Here is a 22,822-nt window from a genome sequence, read left to right as displayed (position 1 = left end):
AATTCGTGTCAATACCAGAATTTACAACTTTGTGTAAAAAATAACTAATAAATACTTAATCAAACTACGAAACTTTCCTTTTTGAGGAATTCGGAATCTTTAGTTTCTCTCTGTACTTTGAAACTGTTCTTCTTTTTATATCATATCCCTTATCTTTCAAGATCTTCTCAATTTCCTCATCTGTATATGGACGAGCTTTATCTTCTCCATCAATTATTTCTTTAATTAATAAAAGAATTTTCTCCTCGTCAAATTTCTCGTTTTTGTGTCTAAAAAAATAACGTAGGGGAAACATTGAAATAGGGGTTAGAATATATTTCCCCTGAATGAGTCTTGAAATTGTCGAATAGTCAAAATCCTTTGAAACAAAATCTTCTATTGAGAATTTCCTTAACTCACCAACCCCTTTAAAGAAATCTTTATTTTCGGAAACTATTTTCTCAGCAATTTTTTCAAGTAGATTGTCTCTTTCTTCAATCGCATGTATTGACCACCGAGCTCTGTTTAATAAATCCTCGAGTTCCTCTTTTTCAATTTTGTCCTGCAACTTATCTATCAATTTTGCATAATCTTCTACAAGACGGATAATCCTTCTTGAAGACTTATTTACTACAACTCTAAAACTATCATCGTATTTTTCGACAATAACATCTGGGAAATGACTTACAAAATTCACGGTCTTAAATTCCTTTGCAGGGCATACATCCATTGAAAGTAATTTTTCTCTTAGAGAAAAGAGTTCTTCTTTTGAGATCTTGTATTTTCTTACAAGTTCTTTATAGTTTTCATTCATAAGGAGGTCAAGGTCTTTTTGGATCAATTTTTTAATTTCAGTTGATATTTCTGCTTCATTTGATAATTGAATAATAAAATATTCTTGAATATTCCTTGCACCAACTCCAATAGGTTCAAGAGTCTGAACAAATTCAAGTGCTTTCTTGAAATCACTTGCCTTTATTCCAAGATCTTTTATAAGTTTTCTCTCATCTTCTGTCAAAAAACCACACTCATCAAGATTATCAACAATTTTAAAAGCTATTTCTTTAATTCTCTCGTCTATTGGAGAAACTTCAATTTGAGTCTTAAGAAAACTATATATATCATCATCTTGAGGTGCTGTAACTCCTTCAAATTCTTCATAAACAACAGTATCACTCTCATCAACAAAAGGATTACTTTCAATTAGTTCTTCTATGTATTTGTTAATTTCAAGATTTGGAAGTTCAAATATGTGTGATTTTAAAACAAGGTATGGCAAAAACTTCTGCCTTAAAACTTGTTTTGCTCTACTTTTATTCTCCATAGGATTCAATCTTCTTCAACCTATAGTAAATTTCCTGTTTTGAAAACCGCCCTTTTGTTTTTTCTGAGAGTTCTCTTAGAGACATAAAGGGATATTCAAGCCTTAGAATAGCAACTTCCTTAAGATCTGGATCAAGACTATCAAATTTTCCTTTTTCAATTAGTGATTTTATGGCTTTTATTTCTTTTGAGGCAGAATTTGTTTGCCTTTTTAGATTCGCATATTCAAAATTCGCAAGTCTGTTTGCCTCATTTATAACAGATTTTTCAACGGCATCCTCCTCAAGTTCAGTATAAATATGAAATGCCTTCACCACATACAGAAAATCCTTTATATTCTCGCGGCCTTTTATAAAAATCCTTCCAGGCTTTACAGAATGCTTAACCTTAAATTGAGAAAGAATAATAGAGACAAAATCTCTCTCAGTGTCTTTTTCAAATCTGAATTCAAGATGATATGAAGGGGGCGTTGAAATAATTCCACAGCCAATATAAACTCCGCGCAAAAATGCCTTCTTTTCGTTTGACTTTGCATGTTTCACTGACTCAAAAATTTTATCAATTTCAAATTCTTCTATAACATTAGAAAAAATTATTTCATAAATACCTCGTTCAGTAGAAATAATGTCTTTTTCCCTTCTTATATTAAGATCATTAAAGAGTGAAATTATCTTTCTTATAACGAATAACTCACGTGAAGAAAACTTAAGCATCTTCTCATTTGATATCACAATGTGTCCATTTCCCACTGCTATACCATAAAGCTCGAAAAGAGGCTCCTCATTAACCGATGAAAGCTCTCTTTTAAGTCTTATATTCAAGCTCTCTTTTGCACTAATTTCATTATTATCTCGCCCAGTGCTTCTGGATCGTGTCGTATGAGACCACCTCTTTCTTTTGCAAAATAACCTAATATAGGTTTGACTCCAAGCTTAGAAACATTTTCTACATCAGGTGTAACAGGTTCAGAATTTGAGAGTTTATATCTTGATAGCGTTTCCTTTGAAAATTCTTTAGTGTTTATTATAGCGTAATTTAAAACCCCATCACCAATAGTATCAACAATAACTTTCACATGATGAGAGGCCGTAAAGCCATCAGTTTCGCCATGCTCAGTCATTGCATTAACAACATAGATCTTGATGGCATTTGACCTCCTTATTGTATCAACAATTGAAGGGATTAATAAAGGTGGCATAATGCTTGTAAACAAACTACCTGGGCCAATCACAATAACATCTGCATTTAATATTCTCTCCAAGGCGGGTAAATAAGGTTTAATTTCTCCGTTTTTTAAAAACACTCTTTTTATTTTCTTTCCTCTTTCTGTAATCTCTGCTTCACCTTCAACTATTTCTCCATCCTCAAACTCTGCACAAAGAATGGCCTCATCCTCTGTAAATGGTAAAACTTCACCGTCTATGTTAAGAAGTTTTGAGAGTTTCAGAACAGCATCCCCAAAATCATTTGTAACTTTAGTAAGTCCTGCTATTAGAATATTTCCAAGATTATGACCATCAAGGCAAGAATTAGGAGCATTGAATCTATAGGAAAGAATCTTCCTTGCAAGGGAATTTTCATCTGTCAACGCAAGAAGACAGTTTCTTATATCTCCTGGGGGTGGGACATTTAATTCACGTCTAAGCCTTCCCGAGGAACCTCCTGAATCCGCAACAGTTATTACAGCGGAAATTTTTAAAAATTTTCCTCTTAGTCCTTCAAGAACTGCTGTAGTGCCAGTGCCACCACCTATATTTACAACACGTTTCTTGAGACTCTCTTTCCTTCTTTCAAAAAGAAGGTTCATTATCTCCTCATAAGGTTTGTCTGGCACAAGCGCCTTTGCAACTGATTGAACAAGCAAGGAAATACCAATATAAAGCAAAATAATGGAAGCAATAATCACAAGAACAGATACAATCTGAATATAAAAACCTTCGAAAGGCACATCGAAATATTTCCCAGGATAAAGAAAGCTGTTCATAAAATATTCATTTTGAGAGAGAACTGTTGAGAATACAAAAATCCCATACATAAGAAGAAGAATAGACAAAATAATTAGAATTACGTATCTTTTTAATTTTAAACCCGGTAAAAGAAATCTTAATCTGCTATTTTCTATCTTCATTTTCCAAATCCCTATGTACTACAGAAACATTAAAACCCTTCTCTTTAAGTTTTAGAGATAAAATTTTTCCGACTGCAACAGACCTATGATGACCTCCTGTGCAACCAAGCGAAATCGTAAGGTAGGACTTTCCCTCTTTTATGTAGTAGGGAATTAGAAATAGCAAAAAGTCCATGAGTTTATTTAAAAATTCTTTTGTCTCGTCAAAACTCAAAACAAAATCTTGAACTTCTTTGTTAAGTCCAGACTTTAATGTAAGTTCTTCTTCATAGAAGGGATTGGGAATAAAGCGGAGATCAAACACAAGATCAGATTGAAGCGGCACACCATATTTGTACCCAAACGTAATAATTGTAATATGAAGAGCTTTTTCTTTAGGCAATGTGAGAATTTCTATAATTTTTCTTTTAAGATCCTGGACTTTGAAATTTGAAGTATCTAACACAATATCTGCCATTTCCTTTATAGGCATTAGGCAATTCATCTCTTCTTTGATTTTTTCCTCAAGTGTTACCGAAGTAGTTTCATCAAAAGGATGCTTTCTTCTTGTTTCTGAAAACCTTTTTACAAGCGTTTCAACTGATGCCTCAAGAAATATAATTTTAATGTTTATATCTTCTCTTTTTTTTAATTCTCTTACGATTTGTGGAAATTGCTTCAAAAAATCTTTGCTTCTTATATCAATTACTGCACATATTTTATTAATCTTTCCCTCTGTACTTTGAGCAATTTTTATGAAGTCATTTATAAGAGTTGGTGGAAGATTATCAATACAATAGTAACCCAAATCTTCCATTACACCCACTGTTTTAGTTTTACCTGCTCCGCTTAATCCAGTTATAATTACAAAATTTATTCGATCTTTCATCAAAATATTATACACGCCATTTGAGTTTTTATAAAAATACAATATAATAAAAACAGTAAATTTAAATCTTAAAAAGGGAGGCTAAAAATGGCTTTAACTGGGGATTTAAGTGAGCTTGATCTTAAAGGTATATTAAACTTAGTTCAATCAATGAAAGGGACAGGAAAACTTGCAATCATTGGAGACTCAACTAATGTTTTTCTCTACTTTAAAGACGGAGTCATTGTTAATGCTGAAGGAGATAAAGATCCAATTTCCTCTTTTGAGAAGGCTGCAGGTTTGAGATCAGGCAAATTTGAGTTCATAAAGACGGACGATGTAAAAGAAGGTGAAAAAGCAAAAGAACTTCAGGTTCTCGCGAAGGACATAGATAACATCTTAAAACGCTGGGATGAACTAAAAAAGAGATTTCCAAATTACGATATCGTATTCGACATAGGTGAATCACAATCAGAAGAAGTAAAACTCACACCTGAGGAATGGAAAATACTTGCACTTGTAAGAGAGCCCACGACACTTTTGCGATTGCTTATGAATTCCCCCATGGGAGAAATGAAAACTCTTGAGATCCTTTCTTCCCTTTTTGATAAGGGTCTTATCACAATGAGTTTTGAAAAAGAGGATATATTAAAAGAAGAGGACCTTGTCATTCCCGTAAAAGAAACTGGATGGTATGCAGTCAATACCCCGATTTACGGTGAAAGGAATATAACCTTTTACAATAAAATTGATGGACGTAAGGATTTTCAAACAATATGCAAAGAGATGGGAATTACACTCAGAGAAGGAAGACAAATTTTAAGATACTTAGTAAGTAACGGAAAAATTTCTTTACGTAAGAAAACTAAATAAATTCACGAAATACAACATTTGCATACTGTACTCCCTTTTCGGTGAGTGCAATTTTATTTTTTAGAACTTTCAGTAAATTGAAATTTCTCAATTTTTCAATCTTTTCCTTGAAGTCTTCAAGAAGAAAACTCCCGAATCTATAATAGTAATCGTCAAAATATACACCTTCAAGAAGCCTAAGACCCATAAAAATAAACTCACTTTTCAATTCTAAAGCGGAAAGTTTCTTTCGAAAAGAATGTGGTAATTTTCCCTCATCAAGTCTTTTAAAATATTTATCAAAACTCCTAACATTCACATAACGAATGGAATTATAAAAGCCACCCCCTGATATTCCAAACCCCAAATATGGAAAACTTCTCCAGTACGAAATATTATGAACGCATTCAAAGGATTTTCTTGCGTAGTTTGATATCTCATAGTGAATATATCCGTTGTCTTCCAATAACCTTTCTCCATATTTATATTCATTTAACCAAGTTTCTTCATCGGGAAATTTGAACTTTCTTTTCATCCTATTTAAAGGTGTCCCTCTTTCGAGCATAAGTGCATAATAAGAAATATGCTCTGGTTTCAAAGAAATAGCTTTTTTTAAAGAATTAATCTCGGTATCAAACGATTCGTTAGGTAAGGCAAATATAAGATCAATATTAATATTATCAAAACCAAGTGAACGTAAGAGCTCAAACTTTGCTATTGCAGTTTTACTATCATGAACCCTTCCGAGGATTTTTAGTGTTTCGTCATTAAAAGATTGAACGCCAATACTTACTCTATTTATTTTAAGGGTTTTGAATGCTTTAAACTTTTCTTTTTCAATACTTTCGGGATTCGCTTCGATTGTAAACTCTTTAAGATTTGAGAGGTCAAAATGACACTTTAAAAAACTCAAAAAGTTAGATAACTGCTCAGCCTCTATAAGACTGGGTGTGCCACCGCCAATATAAATTGTTTGCACCCTTTTAATAGATTCCTTTGGGAATTTTTCTAAGAAAAGTTCAACTTCTCTTTTAAGGTATAAAAAGTATTTTTGTGAAAGTTCCTTATGAAACTGATATGATACAAAGTCACAATAAGAACACTTTTTTATACAAAATGGAAAATGTATATAAAGCCCAAAACCCTCAAAAACTCTATTCTTCTTTTTCTCCACTCTTTACCGAAAGGATCGAGAAGAATGCTTCCTGTGGGATTTCAACATTTCCAACCATCTTCATCTTTTTCTTTCCCTCTTTTTGCTTTTCAAGAAGTTTTCGCTTTCGAGTCACATCTCCGCCATAACATTTGGCAAGTACATCTTTCCTATACGGCACTATTCGTTCCTTAGCAATGATTTTACTTCCAATGGCAGCCTGTAAGCTTACTTCAAACATCTGTCTTGGAATAACTTTTCGCATCTTTTCAAGCATTGATCGAGCAATATAATAAGCTTTATCCTCGTGTGCCATAAAGGAGAGAGCATCAACAGGCTTTTTATTTATCAAAATATCAACTTTAACAATATCGGCTTTCCTAAAGCCAACGAATTCGTAATCAAGTGTTCCATAGCCTCGTGTAACAGATTTTAAAGTATCAAAAAAGTCAGTAATTATTTCCTGCAATGGCACCTCAAAACGAATAATTACCCTTTTTTCTTCCGGATAGAGCATCTCTTTATAAACTGCTCTTCTTGTTGTAATTAAATCCATTACATTACCAATGTAATCTGGTGGAATCATTATTGAAGCATCCACTATTGGCTCCCTTATCTCAAGAATATTTGAAGGATCTGGAAATTTGGCAGGGTTATCGATTGTAATGGTACGACCATCTCTTAAAACAACTTCATATTCTACGTTTGGGATAGTTGCTATAATTTCTTGTCCAAATTCTATTCTCAATCTTTCAATTGTTATTTCCATATGTAAAAGTCCTGAAAAACCACATCTAAAACCAAATCCAAGCGCTTCTGAAGACTCTGGCTCAAAAGTAAATGCTGGGTCATTTAGGTGAAGTTTTTCAAGAGACTTCTTTAATTCCTCAAACTCGTTTGTGTTAAGTGGGAATATACCTGCAAAAACCATTGGGACATTTTTTCTGAATCCAGGAACTGGTTCTTTTGTAGGATTCTCTGAATGTGTTACTGTATCGCCAATTTGAACATCAAGGGGATCTCTTATAAGAGCAGTAAAGTATCCAACAGAACCTACGGAAAGCATATCAGTTTGCTCCATTTTAAGTCTAAAGATCCCAACCTCTTCGACCTCAAACTCTTTTCCATTAGACATGAATCTAATTCTATCACCCTTTTTTATTGTCCCATCCTTAATACGCACGTATACGACGACTCCTTTATAGGTATCAAAATGAGAGTCAAATACAAGTGCTTTAAGCGGTGCATTTGGATCACCTTGAGGTCCTGGTATTCTTTCTATGATTGCTTCGATTAGATCATCTACACCTTCGCCTGTTTTAGCGCTAATTTTGAGAATCTCATCCTCTTTAAAACCAAGAATATCAACGATTTCTTTTGCAGTGCCTTCGATATCTGCATCTTTTACATCAATTTTATTTATCACAGGAATTATTATAAGGTCATTCTCCAAGGCAAGATATGTATTTGCAATGGTTTGTGCTTCAACTCCTTGCGTTGCGTCAACAAGAAGGATTGCTCCTTCACATGCCTTAAGGCTTCTTGAAACTTCGTAAGAAAAGTCCACATGTCCTGGCGTATCAATGAGATTAAAAAGATACTTATTGCCTTCTACCTCTATATCAAGGCTAACGGGGTGGGCTCGTATAGTTATACCTCTGTCTCTTTCGAGTTCCATACTATCGAGAATTTGCTCTCCCTTAACAACAAGCCCACCCTTTTCTAAAAATCTATCAGCAAGTGTAGATTTTCCGTGATCAATATGTGCAATGATTGAGAAATTACGAATTTTATCCATGTGATGGAACTTTCTCTTTTATTTCGAAAATAATACCCTCGTCTTCTTTGTAATCAACAACAACAAGACTTCCTTCCTTAATTTCACCTTGGAGGATTTTTACAGCAATTGGATCCTCAACTTCCTTTTCTATAAGTCTCTGTAATGGCCTTGCGCCATATTCAGGGCTATAGCCAGTTTTTGCAAGGTATTCTTTAGCCTTTTCTGTAAGTTCGATTCCAATATTATTTTCAGAAGCATTTTTCTCAATTCTCTTCATGATAATATCAACAATTTTCTCAATCTCTTTAAGCGTAAGTGGATAGAAAACAATAATATCATCAAGCCTATTTAAGAATTCAGGCTTAAATAATCCTTTAAGGGATGATAATAATTTCTTCTTTTTTTCCTCAAAGGACTCGATAGTATTGCCTAATTCAAAACCAACGCTTTTTTCTTTAAGGCTCTCTGTTCCAAAGTTAGAAGTAAGAATTATGACAGTATTTTTGAAATCGACAGTTCTTCCTTGTGAGTCAGTTAGCCTTCCTTCATCCATTATTTGCAAAAGAATATCGAAGACGTCAGGGTGTGCTTTCTCAATTTCATCAAATAGAACAACAGAATATGGTCTTCTTCTAACTGCTTCTGTTAATTGACCACCTTCTTCATACCCAACATATCCAGGTGGAGATCCTATGAGCCTTGAAACTGAGAATTTCTCCATGTATTCAGACATATCAAGTCTAATAAGTGAATTCTCATTTCCAAAAAGAAACTCTGCAAGAGTCTTAGCAAGCTCAGTCTTACCAACTCCGGTTGGTCCAAGGAACAGGAATGTGCCAATTGGTTTATTAGGATTTTTCAAACCAGATCGAGCACGTCTTATTGCACGCGATACTGCTCTAACAGCCTCTTCCTGACCAACAATTCGCTTATGCAACTCTTCTTCCATATGGACAAGACGTTCTTTTTCATCTTTAACCATTTTTTCAGTTGGCACTCCTGTCCAAAGGCTTATCACTTTACGCACATCCTCTTCACTTAATATTGGAATTTCTGTTTCCTTTTCACTTGCTATGAGCCTCAAAGCATTAAGAAGATTCTTCTCCTCTTCTCTAAGTCTTTCAGCTTCAAGAAGCCTTTTTTCTCTTATTGCTTGGAATCTTCTATCTTTAATTTCTTTAATTTTTCTTTCAAGTTCCTTTATCTCAGAATTTTTCGAAAGTTGAAGTTTCAACCTTGCAGAGGCTTCATCAATAACATCTATTGCTTTATCTGGAAGAAATCTGTCGTTTATGTATTTTACCGAAAGCTTGACTGCAAGTTCAATTGCTTCATCTGGGATTCTCACTCCATGGAATTTTTCATATCGCTCACGGATACCTTTTAATATTTGAATTGCCTCTTCAATTGAAGGCTCTTTAACATAAACGGGCTGGAATCTTCTTTCAAGTGCAGGATCTTTTTCCACATATTTTCTATATTCCTTAAGGGTCGTTGCACCAATAACTTGAATCTCACCACTTGCCAATGAAGGCTTTAATATATTAGATGCATCAATTGCACCTTCAGCTGCTCCTGCTCCAACAAGCGTATGGAATTCATCAATAAAAAGAATTACACTCCTATTTGTCTTTGCAACTTCTTTAAGGATCTTTTTCATTCGTTCTTCAAATTCGCCTCTGTATTTTGTCCCTGCAATAACAGATGCAAGATCTAAAGATACAATTCTTTTCCCTTTAAGTAAATCAGGAACATCGTTATCTGCAATTTTTTGCGCAAGGCCTTCAACTATTGCGGTTTTTCCAACTCCTGGATCTCCAATGATTGCAGGATTATTTTTCTTTCTTCGCATGAGGATTTCAATGACTCGCTCAATCTCAGATTCTCTTCCAATGACAGGATCAAGTTCGCCACGAGAAGCAAGATAAGTGAGATCTCTTGAAAATTGGTCCAAAGTTGGTGTCTTTGTTTCTCTAAATTCAGAAGTTTTCATTGCATCTCTTGTTGACTTTTCGCCAATCATTGAATAAATTGTTTCCTCAAACTTCTGTATATCAACTCCTAAGTCCTGAAGAATCTTTACTCCTACACCACCGCCCTCATGAAGAATTGCAAGAAGAATATGTTCAGTACTTATATAATTATCGCCAAGATTAATCGCCTCACGCTCAGCAAGTTCAAGTACTCTCTTCGCACGTGGGGTAAGAATTACCTCATCGCTTGTCTTTCCAGTAAAATTCCTGTTTTCCTTAATGAAGTTCTCAATTCTCAGAACAACCTCTTCTGGATCAACGCCCATATTGAGAATCGCATTGTATGCAATACCTTCCTCAACCTTGATAAGTCCAAGCAATAGATGCTCCGTCCCGAGATAATCATTCCCGAGATTGTGAGCCTCTTCCTGGGCAATTAAAATCGCCTTTTGTGCTCTTTCTGTTAAATTGTTCCAATTCATAAAATCATCTCCTAATAATATTGTAGCGAATTTTTAAAATTTTAAAAGGGGATTTTGAAATTATATTCGTGTTTTTTGAAAATGCAAGCGAATAAATGTTTGTTTACGCTTCATTAAAAAATTTAACTTAAATAAATTGAGATTTGGATTTTTTGCAATTTTTGATAAAATAAATTGTTTGGAGGTTAAGAGATGGATGAAAAAGAAAAATTTAATAGTGAAAACAAAACCGAAAGACCCGAAACAATTGAATATAACGCAGAAAGTTTAAAAGTTCTTGAAGGGCTTGAACATGTAAGAAAACGCCCTTCAATGTATATTGGCTCAACATCAGAATCAGGGCTTCACCACCTTGTTTTTGAGGTCGTAGATAACTCAATTGATGAAGCAATGGCCGGTTTCTGTACCGAAATAACTGTTAAAATGGGACGCGATGGCTCGATTACCATTATTGACAATGGCCGTGGAATTCCCGTAGACGAGCACCCGGAACTTCACATATCTGGTGTTGAGGTTGCGCTTACAAAACTCAATGCGGGAGGAAAATTTGAAGGAAAAGTATACCATGTTTCAGGTGGTTTGCATGGTGTTGGAGTATCTGTTGTAAATGCACTTTCAAAGCACCTAAAAGTAAGGGTTTACAGAAACGGAAAAATCTACGAACAGGAATATGTAAGAGGGAAACCGCTTTACCCTCTAAAAGAAGTGGGTAATTCACTTTTCAACAATACAGGGACAGAAATAACGTTTATCCCTGATGATGAAATTTTCGAGACAGTAGAATTCAAAGAGGAGATAATAAAAGAAAAACTAAAAGAATTGGCGTATTTAAACAAAGGTTTAAAAATAAAGTTCATAAATGAGAAAACAGGGGAAGAAGTTACTTATGAATCAAGAGAAGGTATTTTAGACCTTGTAAAAGACATAAATAAAGATGAACAAGTAATTCCTGAAAACCCAGTTTATTTTAGTCAAGAAGAAGATCATTTTTTTGTTGAAGTTGCAATGCAGTACAATGCAGGATTTTCATCGGAGATACACTCATTTGTAAACAATATAAGAACAACAGAAGGTGGCACACATGAATTAGGTTTCAAGCAAGCTCTAACAAAGCTCTTGAATGACGAGGGCGTTCAACTTAAGATGATAAAAGACGAGGCATTAACATTCGATGATGTTAAAGAGGGTCTTGTTGCGATAATTAACGTAAGGATGCTTGACCCTCAATTTGAAGGACAAACAAAAACAAAATTAGGTAATGCTGAAGTAAAAAATAAAGTTTATAATATTGTAAAGACTCAATTGACACTTTACTTTGATAAACATGTGGACGAACTTCAACAAATTCTTAAAAAGGTTCTCCTTGCTCAATCTGCAAGAATTGCAGCAAAAAAAGCAAAGGAGCTTGTAAGAAGAAAAGGGGCATTAGACTTTTCTGGTAGACTTCCTGGAAAACTTGCCGATTGCTCCCTAAATGATCCTGCCCAAACTGAACTCTACATCGTTGAAGGAGAGTCAGCAGGTGGAAGCGCAAAACAGGCAAGAGATAGAAAATTCCAAGCAGTGCTTCCCTTAAGAGGAAAAATCCTAAATGTCGAAAAAGTTAATATGGCACATGCCCTATCATCTGAGGAGATTAAAAACTTAATAACTTCACTTGGATGTGGAGTAGGGGAAGACTTTAGAGAAGAGCACCTTAGATACCACAAAATCATAATAATGACAGATGCCGATGTTGACGGTGCTCACATAAGAACATTACTTCTAACATTCTTCTTTAGATACATGAGGCCATTAATTGAAAAAGGTTATCTTTATATTGCTCAACCTCCGCTTTATAGAGTTTCCTACGATAAGGAAGTAAGATATGCCTATTCAGATGAGGAATTGAAGCATATTATGGAACACTTAAAAGACCCAAATAAAGCAGAGGTTCAAAGATACAAAGGTCTTGGAGAAATGGATCCACAGCAACTTTGGGAAACAACAATGGATCCAACAAGAAGAATAATCAAAAGAGTAACAATAGAGGAAGCAGAGCAAGCAGACAAACTCTTTGAACTTCTCATGGGAAGCGAAGTTCAGCCGAGAAAAGAATTCATTATGAATCACGCAAAAGAAGTTGTTAATCTTGATATTTGAGGTGATGTATGGCAGATCTATTCCATGAAAAGGTTATAAATGTTCCAATTGAGGAAGAAGTTAAAAAATCATATCTTGACTACTCAATGAGTGTTATCATAGGAAGAGCGCTTCCAGATGTGAGAGATGGCCTAAAACCAGTGCATAGAAGAATTCTTTATGCAATGAACGATCTTGGATGCCTCCCAAATAAGCCATATAAGAAAAGTGCAAGAATCGTAGGAGAAGTTTTGGGTAAATACCATCCTCATGGCGAATCATCTGTTTATGATGCTCTTGTAAGAATGGCTCAGTCTTTCTCCTTGAGGTATCCATTAGTTGATGGACACGGAAACTTCGGTTCAATCGATGGAGATGTACCTGCGGCAATGCGATACACAGAAGCTCGTCTTGCTCCAATTGCAATGGAGATGCTTGAAGGACTCGATGAGAATACGGTTGATTTTGTGCCAAACTTCGATAATACTCTTAAAGAACCAGTAGTACTTCCTGCAAAAATACCAAACCTTCTCATTAATGGTTCTTCTGGAATTGCAGTTGGAATGGCAACAAATATTCCACCTCATAACTTAAAAGAAGTTATAGATGCTCTTATTTATCTCATAGATACAGAAATTCTTAAAGGAGATCAGGTAACAACTGAAGAGCTAAGACATTTCATTAAAGGACCTGATTTCCCGACAGGGGCATCGATTCTCGGCACTTCAGGTATAAAAGAATATTTCGAGACAGGAAAAGGATCGATTACTATAAGAGGAAAATACAGAATTGAAGAAGGCAAACATAAAAGAAAATATTTTGTCATTACAGAAATCCCATATGAGGTAAATAAGGCTGAACTCGTCGAAGAAATTGCAAATCTTGCGAAAGAGAAGAAGTTAAAAGGCGTTGAAGACATAAGAGACGAATCCGATAGAGAGGGTATTAGAATTGTCATAAAACTTTCCGAAGATGTAAAACCAGAAATATTTGAGGCAGAACTTGTTAAATTTACAAGATATGAAATAAAGTATGGAGTTATTCTACTTGGGATAATTGACAATCAACCAAAAATTTTTACACTTAAAGAACTTCTTAATGAGTTTTTACAATTTAGAGGAGAAGTTTTAAGAAGACAAACTCAGTTTAAACTCGAAAAGGCAAGTAAGAGTCTTGAAATACTAAGTGGAATTAGGAAGGCAATCCTTAAAATTGATGCAGTGATACCTCTCATAAAGGAATCAAAAGATAACGAAGAAGCAAGAAATAAATTAATTAATTTTCTTGAAATTTCTGAAGAACAAGCAAGGGCGATTCTTGACATGAGGCTTGCAAGATTGACAAGCTTGGAAGTTGAGAAGATTGATAAGGATATAAAAGAAACGGAAGAACTTATAAAAAATTTGAACGAGATTCTCACAAGCAAAGAAAGATTCTATAACGAGATTAAAGAAGATTTAAGAAGAATTGGAAACAAATTTGGAGATACAAGAAAAACAGAAATTCAACACTTCTATGAGACAATCGATGAAGAAGAACTCATACCAGATGAAAATGTGATCATTATTGTGACACGTGGCGGTTATCTTAAAAGAATGAGAGAAGATGTATTCAAAGTACAAAGACGCGGAGGAAAAGGGGTGATCGGACAATCAGTCTCACAAGAGGATTATCCAATTGAAATAATTCCAACAACACTAAAAAGTACAATGCTCTTTTTCACTAATATTGGAAAAGTATATTCACTCAGAGCATTTGAAATCCCAGAACTTGAAAGAACTGGCAAGGGCACTCCAATACACAGGCTTCTTAAACTATCTCCAAGCGAAAATATTAGCAAAGTAATCTCAATAGAAAAGGACAATAAAATTAAAAGTTTGCTCTTCGTAACTCGAAAAGGACTTGTAAAGAAAACAAAGATGGAAGAATTTGCCTATATTACTTCAGCAGGAAAAATTGCTCTTAAACTCAAGAATGAGGATGAGCTGGAAACAGTTATACCCCTTACAGAAGAAGCAGAAGTTATGATGATCTCAAATGTTGGGCTTTCAGTGAGATTTGACACAAGTTCAGTAAGAGAAATGGGAAGAGCTTCCTCTGGTGTTATAGGAATGAAAGTAAAAGAAGATGAGTATGTAGTTGATGCAGAAATACTTAAAGAGACCGATAAGGTGATACTTGTTACAGAGAAGGGATACGGAAAAATTTTAAGCGTAAAGGAGATAAGAAAAACAAAAAGAGGTGCAAAAGGCGTAAAGTGCATTAAATTGAGCGAAAAAACAGGAAATCTTGTTGCAGTAAAGGTAATACACGATGAGGAAAATTTATACTTGCTTTTAAAATCTGGAAATGTGATTAAAATAGAATTGAAGGATGTAAAAGAGTTGGGTAGAAATACAAGAGGTGTGATACTTGTAAGATTTAAAGAAGGAGAGGACACAGTTTCGGCAATAGCGTTAGAATGATGATATGAATAAAGAAATAAAAAATGCACTATTTACAAGCCTTGTATTAGTGATTGCAGTTATCTTAATATATCTTTTGTATCTAGTAAGGAATGTAATTCCTACAATTATCTTTGGCTCAGTTATTGCATATGTACTCCTTCCAATTACAAATTTCTTTGAAAAGCTAAAACTTCCAAGATCTCTTGCTTCTTTTTTAACGCTTCTTCTGTTTTTCTTTTTGTTAACTTTGCTTGGATATCTTCTTATACCGCTTATAATTCGAGAGCTTCTTGAACTTGCTCATAAAATTCCCAATTTGCAAGAAAACATTACTTCATTCTTTGAAAATATAGGCAGAGCATTAAATGCTCAAGTAGAAAGTGTTTTTATCAAAAATATAATTGCAAATACAACTTCAACGCTTCAGAGCGTTATACTAAACTTTATAACAAATTTTGCCAAGCAAATTGGAACAAAACTTTCTAATGTTGGATCTCTTGTAATTTCTTTCTTGCTTGCATACTTTTTTATGAAAGATTCGAAAGCCCTTTATAGAATAACCTTAAGAAGATTCGACCCTAAGTTTAGAATAAAAATAAAGAACTTCCTCGATCGAACAAACGATGAAATGAGGACATATTTTTCAACACTTGTTATTATCTCAATCATTATAGGATTTTTTATGGGATTTGGAAGTTACATTGTTGGAGTTAAATATGCAGTTTTTATTGGTGTAATTGATTCATTCTTAGAGATGCTGCCATATGTCGGCCCTACTGTTGTTTTCCTAACAGGCGCTGTATTATCACTTACCCAAGGGTTTAAAACATTCTTAGCATTTGTTGTGATGTTTTCAATAGTTGAAGGTTTGTTTAGTAATGGCATTATCCCACATATTGTAGGAGATAAATTAAAAGTTCCTCCGGTGATTATAATTCTTATGATATCAATAGGGGGTGCGATCTTCGGCCCTCTTGGAGTACTTATCGCAACCCCCACATTTCTGATTTTACGAAATATAAGATTAATTTTTAGTTAGTTATGGCTTTTTAGGGACAGAAAGCTTTATTTTAAATCTTATAATATTTGTAATTTCAACAGTGTTTACATCAATGTATTTTCCGAGAACAAGGATTTTATCATTAACATTTAGGTCTGTTATCATTACTTTTCCTTTATAGTCTTGAGGGAATTTAAAGGTGAGTAGTGGAAGCTCAGAAAGTTTTATTGTTTTGGTTTCAAGATCTATAAAGGATACGGTCCCAGCTATCGCAACGGCTGTGTTTGGCTTAAAAGAAAGCACAACAATCGAGGTTGCAAAATAATTTCCAGTTACCTTATCAAGTCTCACATGAATTTGAACTGGATCGGAGACCTTTAAATCAGAAAAGGAAATTTTTCCTTTGCCCACTTTAGTTATTGAAGTTTTATCATTTACAAAGATTTGGTAATCAAAGTCCTTTATCTTTAAGAAATTGGAACCAATCTCAGTTATATATGAACGCATCTCAAATTCCTTATGGTTAAGAATAAGGATCTCTTTTGCAATATACACATCCTGCGAATAATCACCATGAACAACCACTCTATCACCAACTTTTAGTTCCGAAAAACTTACTAATTTTCCTTGAAGTCTAATTTTTGTTTGGTCATTTACAATAATTGTTTTTCCACTTACAACAACTGCGTTTTGTGTAATTGATGTAATCTCACCTACAACTGTGAAAGTTTTTGATGAAAGGTTTCCATTAAACACTAAAACAAGTCTTGCAACAAGGTCTTTATCAATTGTTTCACATACTGCAATCGCATGCATACCTACTTTAATATCGCTTATAGTTGTCTTTTTCCCGTTCAACCTTAAAGCGGTATCATCTTTAATTTTAATAACCTTTTTATCAATGGTAATAGTGTTATCAGAAATAGCACTTATGCTACCTTTTACAATTTCAATTTTAGGTAAAGTTGCCTTAGCTTGAGCTTTTAATGGCATAAGTGTTACAATCAAGAATAAAACCAATACAAACACTACAAATCTCTTCATTCCCATCACCTCCAATACATAATATGCTCTATCTGTCGAAAATGTTACAAAACCAAAACGATACCTACTAATTAATTTTATGTCTTATATTATTTTTTTAAATATTAATTTTTCTTAACACACAAAAATTCTATTGACAAGGAGAAAAAGTGTTCTATAATACCTTAAAAATATGGAAAGGGTTAGATTAGTAGTAGCAATCAATAATAACAATAATAATAATAACTCGCCCGGCGCCGGTCGGTTTGGGTAGCTATTGCTAATCTTTACCCATAGGCCGGCAAAAAGCCGGCCTTTTTTAATTTAAAAATAAATTTTGAGGAGGAAAGCATGAAAAAAGAAACTTTAGAAGTGCAAAGCGAAGCAATCTTTAGGATGGGAGAATTTTTAAGAAGTAGAGGCTTTGTGGAAATCTTACCTGTTATTATTTCACCTCTAACCGATCCTTTGAACCATTCACTTTACGATGCAAGAATTCCATATGGTGGAGGATACTATTCACTTACAAAATCTATGATTTTTCACAAACAACTTGCACTAAGGGAATACCCAAAAATTTTCATTTTCTCGCCAAACGTTCGACTTGAAAGAGAAGACAAAAAAGACTCAAGAAGACACCTTATAGAATTTGTTCAACTTGATCTTGAGATAAAGGATGCAACCAGAGAAGATATTCTTGATTTAGTTGAGGATCTTATAATTTACACAATGAAAAAATTAGAAGAAAAATTTGGGGATTTTATAAAAGCAACAAACCCGAAGTTTCACATTCCAAAGAAACCATTTGAGCGAATAAAATTTCTCGAAGCAAAAGAAAAGTACGGAAACGATTTTGAAATGATACTCTCAAGGGAAAGAAACGACCCGTTTTTCCTAATTGATATACCAATTGAAGAGAGAGAATTCTACGACAGACTGAGCGATGATGGAAAAACACTTATTGATATGGATCTAATTTATCCTTATGGGTTTGGGGAAGGAATGTCTGGTGGAGAAAGAGAGTATGAGTATGAGAGAATAATAAAAAGAATGAAGTTCAAAAATATGAATCTTCAAGACTGGGATTGGTACCTAAAAGAAGTAAAAAAGGGATTACCGAGATCTGCAGGATGTGGAATTGGAATCGAGCGATTTACAAGGTTCACACTTGGACTTGAAAGTATAAAGGAGGCACGACTTTTTGCAAAACTTCCAGGGGAAATTGCCCTATAGCTTGACACAGCTCACAATTTTCATATAATGCATTTAATTTAAGGAGGCATATATGACTAGCATAAAGGAAGTTTTTAGAGAAGTCCATGAAAAGAAAATCGATTTGATTTGGCTTCAATTTACAGACATGCTTGGATTTCCGAAACTTGTTGAGATTTCATCCAAAATGCTTCCGCATGCTATAGAAAATGGAATTGCGTTTGATGGTTCATCAATAGAGGGTTTTGCAAGAATTGAAGAATCGGATATGCTTTTAAAACTTAATCCTGAAACTTTTTCCATACTTCCTTGGACTTTGCATAACGATATCAAAATTGCAAAAATCGTCTGTGATGTTTATATAAATGAAAACACGCCCTTCGAGGGAGACCCTCGCTATAGGCTTAAAAAAGTATTACAGGAAAGCGAACAAAAAGGATATATTATGCAGAATGGAGTTGAGGAAGAATTTTTCCTTTTTAAACTTAAAGATGGCTCTCCATCTACAGAACTTGTAAGCATGGGAAGTTACTTTGAAATGCTTCCAGAAGATGTGGGAGAAAAAACGAGAGCCTTAATTGCAAAAAATCTTGAAGAAATGGGCTTTGAAATAGAGACATCGCACCATGAGGTATCACCCTCGCAACATGAAATTGATTTCAAATACTCAGATCCAATAACGACTGCTGATAGAATCATTACATTTAAGATAGTCGCAAAGACAATTGCTCTCATAAATGGATTATATGCCACTTTCATGCCAAAACCAATTTTCGGTGTTAATGGATCAGGAGCACATACAAATATTTCTCTTATAGATAAAAACGGAAAGAACCTCTTCTTTGATGAATCAAAAGAATTTGAACTTTCTCAAGTTGCAAGATATTTTATAGGAGGCATCTTTAAACATATAGATGCAATTACAGCAATTGCAAACCCAACGGTTAACTCATATAAAAGAATTGTTCCAGGTTTTGAGGCACCAGTTTATGTCTCATGGGCAGTAAAAAATAGAAGTACTCTCATTAGAGTGCCTCAGGCAGATGAAAGAACAAAAAGAATCGAGTTTAGAAGCCCTGATCCAACTGCAAATCCTTATTTACTCTTTGCAGTAATTCTGAAAGCAGGACTCGACGGTATAGAAAATAGTATTGAGCCAGGTGAGCCAGCAAACGAAATAAACATATTCGAAGAAAACTCAAGAAATCCTCACAAATTTAAGACTCTCCCTTCAACTTTAAAAGAAGCAATAGAAGCGCTCAAAAAAGATGAGGTTGTAAGGAGTGCTTTAGGAGACAAGATCTTTGAAAAATACATAGAGGCGAAAGAAAGAGAATGGGACGATTATAGAACAAGTGTAACAGACTGGGAAATAAAAAATATTTTGCCCCAATACTAAGGAAAACAAAATAAATAAATTTTCTGTATAATAAGATATATGGATAACAAAACTTTACTTAAATTTTCCATTGTAATTCCTGCACATAATGAGGAAAAATATATTGAAGAGACACTAAAACATCTTAAAGAAATTGGATATCCCAATGATTTTTATGAGGTTGTTGTCGTTGAAAATGGCTCAAGTGACAAAACCTATGAAATAGCAAAAAAATATGAGTGTGAAAACTTTAAGGTATTTTCAATCGACAAAAAGGGAGTTTCGGTTGCAAGAAATTTTGGAGCAAAGAAAATAAAAGAAAATAGCGACTGGCTTATATTTTTAGATGCAGATACTCATCTTAAAAAAGGATTTTTGGACGATCTGAATGACTTCCTTATTAAAAACTCTTCTAAAAATTATGTTGTCGGAACAACTTCATTACTTCCACAAAAAAATTCATTGTATGCAAAATTCTGGTTCAAGTTTTACGACATTTCTCACATATTATTACATGCTTCACTAAGCATTCAAATTGTAAGAAAAGATGTATTCTACAAAGTATGGTATGACGAAAATCTACAATATACAGAAGATTGGAAGATGATGAAAAGTGCAGAAAAATTTGGAAAATTCTTTTTCATTTGGACAAACAAAGTTTACACTTCAACAAGGCGTTTCGACAGTGTTGGATACATAAAACAACTTATGCTATTTATATACTGGGGGATATTGCCAGAAAGGTACAAAAGAAAAGTAAATTACGAGGTGATAAGATGAGGATACTTCTTGTAAACGATGATGGCATTTATGCAAAAGGCATTAGGGTCCTTGCGAAGCATTTAAGAAACTTGGGGGAAGTTGTGGTAGTGGCACCAGACAGACAAAAGAGTGCTGCAGGTCATTCATTAACAATAAACGATGTTCTCCTCATAAAAGAGGTAGAAATCGAAGAAGGCTTTAAAGGTATTGCTGTTGTTGATGGTACACCAACAGATTGTGTTCTTGTAGGCGTAAAGGATCTAATGAAAGATGATCCACCAGACTTTGTTGTTTCAGGAATAAACCATGGTGCTAACCTTGGAGGAGATATTCTTTACTCAGGGACAGTTGCTGGTGCTCTTGAAGGACTTGCAAATGGTTTTAAAGCTATGGCAATTTCTCTAGATGTTCATAGTGATGATGGTTATTTTGAAACAGCAGCAGTTGTTGCTACAAAAATTCTTCAAACACCAGAATTATTTGAAGGAATCGTTGAAGAACGCTCAATTCTTAATGTAAATGTGCCAAATGTACCAATAAACGAGTTAAATGGATTTCGAATTACAAGGCAAGGCAAAACTCAGTATGAAAATTATCTCGAAAAATATGTAAATCCACAGAAAAAGACATTTTATTGGATTGGAGGAGATAGGCCTCCTCATGAATTAGAAGAAGATACAGACTCATTTGCTGTTGCAAATAAATATGTCTCAATAACACCAATAAAAATTGATTTAACTAATTATGCTCTTATAGGAAAACTCAAGAAAATTTTGCCGAAACTGACGATATAATTTTTGATTAATAAGACATCCACAATAAAACAATGGGGCTATTGAAAGCCCCATAATTAATTTACAAAAGAGAGACAAACTACTTTATAACCAACGCTCTAAGTCTTCTTACCCTCTCTTCAATCGGCGGATGTGTTGCAAATAGTTGATTAATATTTCCAAAGGGATTAGAGATAAACATATGCGCAGTAGCTTGAGAAGCTGCTCTCATTGGCTTCCCGTATGACCCAATTTTTTCAAGAGCACTTGCAAGCGCCTCTGGATCTCTTATGATATAGGCTCCTGTTGCATCAGCAAGAAATTCTCTTTGCCTTGAAACAGCAGCTCTAATTAAAGCAACAATAATTGGAGCAAGGATCGACAAAATCAGCCCAACAATTAAAATTATCACAGAGCCTTCATTATCTCTATCACGCTTCCTTCCACCAACTCCCCACCACATACTTCTAAAAAGTATATCTCTAAGAATAAGAACAAGCCCTACCACAACACCAATAACTGTCATAAGAAGAATATCCCTGTTTCTGATGTGGGCCATCTCATGAGAAATTACTCCTTGAAGTTCCTCTCGATTAACCATTGAAAGCAACCCAGTTGTTACGCATATTGCTGCGTGGTTCGGATCTTTGCCAGTTGCAAAAGCATTGGGTTGTTGTTCGTCCATTATATACACCTTTGGTTTCGGAACTCCTGCTGCAATGGCAACTTCCTCAACAACATTATGCAAAACGTAATATTCGTTTTCAGAAGCTAACCTTGCATTAACAGATGCAAGAGCAATTTTGTCAGAATTCTCATATGCAATCCAGTTATAAAGAAAAATAAACGCAACAAGCAGAATAATTCCGAATGTTCCACCGTTAAAATACCAAACAAAGAAATAACCAATTGCAAAAAGTATTAGCGAAAATATCATCATAAATAGGTATGTTTTTCTTACATTTTCAGCCTGTAATTCATACAGGGTTTTTCTTTCCATATTCTAACCTCACAAAACTTCTAAACTAAAATTGGACTTTTACTGTTTGTCTTTCTTCCTCCATAACAGGATAATATTCTTTTGGTGTAAGATTCATCATTCTTGCAACAAACATATCTGGAATACGCTGTTGTTTTGCGTTGTACTGCATTACAATATCATTGTAAAACTGTCTTGCAAAAGCAATCTTGTTCTCAGTATTAGTAAGTTCCTCTTGAAGTTTAAGGAAGTTCTCATTTGCTTTTAATTCTGGATAATTCTCTGCAATTGCAAAAAGAGTTTTTAAAGTTGCACTAATTTGGTTATTGGCGTCTCCTATATCCTTTACTGATGTTGCACCCATCGCTTTAGCTCTTAATTCACCAAGTTTTTCAAAGATCTCTTTTTCATGTGCAGCATAACCTTTAACAGTCTCAACAAGATTTGGAATGAGATCATACCTCCTTTTAAGCTGAACATCAATCTGTGCCCATGCATTTTCAACACGGTTTTTAAGATTAATAAATCCGTTGTAAGTTGCAATAAACCACAAAACGATCAAAACTAAAATTGCAATTAAAATTATTAAACCCATTCTACACCTCCTTTG

18 protein-coding genes are annotated in these 22,822 nt (G+C 34.3%); 8 read left to right on the top strand and 10 right to left on the bottom strand.

All coding sequences use genetic code 11. From position 1 onward, the window contains the following. Positions 1 to 64: 64 nt before the first annotated feature. The 4 genes from rpoN to rapZ are packed head-to-tail and all read right to left on the bottom strand — an operon-like array spanning position 65 to position 4,286. Entirely contained in the window at positions 65 to 1,303 is a 1,239-nt protein-coding gene (gene rpoN / locus ACMV0E_RS00575; RefSeq protein WP_416084436.1) for an RNA polymerase factor sigma-54, read from the bottom strand. After that, positions 1,293 to 2,123, bottom strand: a complete 831-nt coding sequence (gene whiA / locus ACMV0E_RS00570; protein WP_416084435.1) for a DNA-binding protein WhiA — start codon at positions 2,121 to 2,123, stop codon at positions 1,293 to 1,295. Before whiA ends, rpoN begins: the two co-directional genes overlap by 11 nt. Continuing rightward, entirely contained in the window at positions 2,120 to 3,430 is a 1,311-nt protein-coding gene (locus tag ACMV0E_RS00565; protein WP_416084434.1) for a gluconeogenesis factor YvcK family protein, read from the bottom strand. The genes whiA and ACMV0E_RS00565 overlap by 4 nt, the downstream gene beginning before the upstream one ends. After that, on the bottom strand, positions 3,414 to 4,286 hold the full coding sequence (gene rapZ, locus ACMV0E_RS00560; RefSeq protein ID WP_416084673.1) for an RNase adapter RapZ: 873 nt from the start codon (positions 4,284 to 4,286) through the stop codon (positions 3,414 to 3,416). Before rapZ ends, ACMV0E_RS00565 begins: the two co-directional genes overlap by 17 nt. A gap of 99 nt (positions 4,287 to 4,385) precedes the next feature. Here rapZ and ACMV0E_RS00555 point away from each other — a divergent pair, with 99 nt between their 5' ends. Continuing rightward, positions 4,386 to 5,150: a DUF4388 domain-containing protein gene (locus ACMV0E_RS00555; protein ID WP_416084433.1), complete on the top strand. Its 765-nt coding sequence runs from the start codon at positions 4,386 to 4,388 to the stop codon at positions 5,148 to 5,150. Here ACMV0E_RS00555 and hemW read toward each other — a convergent pair. Genes hemW through ACMV0E_RS00540 form a run of 3 tightly spaced genes read right to left on the bottom strand, consistent with a single transcriptional unit; the run spans position 5,143 to position 10,517 of the window. Then, positions 5,143 to 6,303: a radical SAM family heme chaperone HemW gene (hemW, locus tag ACMV0E_RS00550; RefSeq protein ID WP_416084432.1), complete on the bottom strand. Its 1,161-nt coding sequence runs from the start codon at positions 6,301 to 6,303 to the stop codon at positions 5,143 to 5,145. The genes ACMV0E_RS00555 and hemW overlap by 8 nt on opposite strands. Further along, positions 6,284 to 8,080 (bottom strand): translation elongation factor 4, encoded by a 1,797-nt coding sequence (gene lepA, locus ACMV0E_RS00545; RefSeq protein ID WP_416084431.1) that lies wholly within the window; start codon positions 8,078 to 8,080, stop codon positions 6,284 to 6,286. Before lepA ends, hemW begins: the two co-directional genes overlap by 20 nt. Beyond that, on the bottom strand, positions 8,073 to 10,517 hold the full coding sequence (locus tag ACMV0E_RS00540) for an ATP-dependent Clp protease ATP-binding subunit (protein WP_416084430.1): 2,445 nt from the start codon (positions 10,515 to 10,517) through the stop codon (positions 8,073 to 8,075). The genes lepA and ACMV0E_RS00540 overlap by 8 nt, the downstream gene beginning before the upstream one ends. A gap of 192 nt (positions 10,518 to 10,709) precedes the next feature. Between ACMV0E_RS00540 and gyrB the strand changes: the two genes are divergently transcribed. From gyrB to ACMV0E_RS00525, 3 genes are read left to right on the top strand one after another with little or no spacing between them, the layout of a single operon-like run. Further along, positions 10,710 to 12,659 (top strand): DNA topoisomerase (ATP-hydrolyzing) subunit B, encoded by a 1,950-nt coding sequence (gyrB, locus tag ACMV0E_RS00535; protein WP_416084429.1) that lies wholly within the window; start codon positions 10,710 to 10,712, stop codon positions 12,657 to 12,659. Positions 12,660 to 12,667: 8 nt separating this feature from the next. Further along, positions 12,668 to 15,103 (top strand): DNA gyrase subunit A, encoded by a 2,436-nt coding sequence (gene gyrA, locus ACMV0E_RS00530; protein WP_416084428.1) that lies wholly within the window; start codon positions 12,668 to 12,670, stop codon positions 15,101 to 15,103. Between the two features lie 4 nt (positions 15,104 to 15,107). Next, complete coding sequence (locus tag ACMV0E_RS00525; RefSeq protein ID WP_416084427.1) at positions 15,108 to 16,124, top strand: AI-2E family transporter; 1,017 nt, start codon at positions 15,108 to 15,110, stop codon at positions 16,122 to 16,124. Here the strand turns inward: ACMV0E_RS00525 and ACMV0E_RS00520 are convergent, their stop codons facing one another. Further along, positions 16,125 to 17,129 (bottom strand): DUF5666 domain-containing protein, encoded by a 1,005-nt coding sequence (locus tag ACMV0E_RS00520; RefSeq protein WP_416084426.1) that lies wholly within the window; start codon positions 17,127 to 17,129, stop codon positions 16,125 to 16,127. Positions 17,130 to 17,438: 309 nt separating this feature from the next. On the opposite strand from ACMV0E_RS00520, the gene ACMV0E_RS00515 reads away from it, so the two are divergent. Genes ACMV0E_RS00515 through surE form a run of 4 tightly spaced genes read left to right on the top strand, consistent with a single transcriptional unit; the run spans position 17,439 to position 21,254 of the window. Next, on the top strand, positions 17,439 to 18,341 hold the full coding sequence (locus tag ACMV0E_RS00515; protein WP_416084672.1) for an asparagine synthetase A: 903 nt from the start codon (positions 17,439 to 17,441) through the stop codon (positions 18,339 to 18,341). A gap of 52 nt (positions 18,342 to 18,393) precedes the next feature. After that, entirely contained in the window at positions 18,394 to 19,719 is a 1,326-nt protein-coding gene (locus ACMV0E_RS00510) for a glutamine synthetase family protein (RefSeq protein ID WP_416084425.1), read from the top strand. Positions 19,720 to 19,758: 39 nt separating this feature from the next. Continuing rightward, a complete protein-coding gene (locus tag ACMV0E_RS00505) occupies positions 19,759 to 20,478 on the top strand; it encodes a glycosyltransferase family 2 protein (RefSeq protein WP_416084424.1) in 720 nt (239 codons plus the stop codon). Then, positions 20,475 to 21,254 (top strand): 5'/3'-nucleotidase SurE, encoded by a 780-nt coding sequence (gene surE, locus ACMV0E_RS00500; RefSeq protein ID WP_416084423.1) that lies wholly within the window; start codon positions 20,475 to 20,477, stop codon positions 21,252 to 21,254. Before ACMV0E_RS00505 ends, surE begins: the two co-directional genes overlap by 4 nt. A 79-nt stretch (positions 21,255 to 21,333) precedes the next feature. On the opposite strand, the gene htpX is transcribed toward surE, so the two are convergent. Together htpX and ACMV0E_RS00490 are read right to left on the bottom strand one after the other, a co-directional pair. Then, positions 21,334 to 22,233: a zinc metalloprotease HtpX gene (htpX, locus tag ACMV0E_RS00495; protein ID WP_416084422.1), complete on the bottom strand. Its 900-nt coding sequence runs from the start codon at positions 22,231 to 22,233 to the stop codon at positions 21,334 to 21,336. Between the two features lie 25 nt (positions 22,234 to 22,258). After that, positions 22,259 to 22,807, bottom strand: a complete 549-nt coding sequence (locus ACMV0E_RS00490; protein WP_416084421.1) for a LemA family protein — start codon at positions 22,805 to 22,807, stop codon at positions 22,259 to 22,261. Between the last annotated feature and the right edge of the window lie 15 nt (positions 22,808 to 22,822).

The organism is Caldisericum insulae (assembly GCF_047785965.1).
Lineage (GTDB): Bacteria > Caldisericota > Caldisericia > Caldisericales > Caldisericaceae > Caldisericum > Caldisericum exile_A.
Note: the sequence above shows the minus strand (reverse complement) of the source record. Positions and strands in the feature narration are given on the sequence as shown.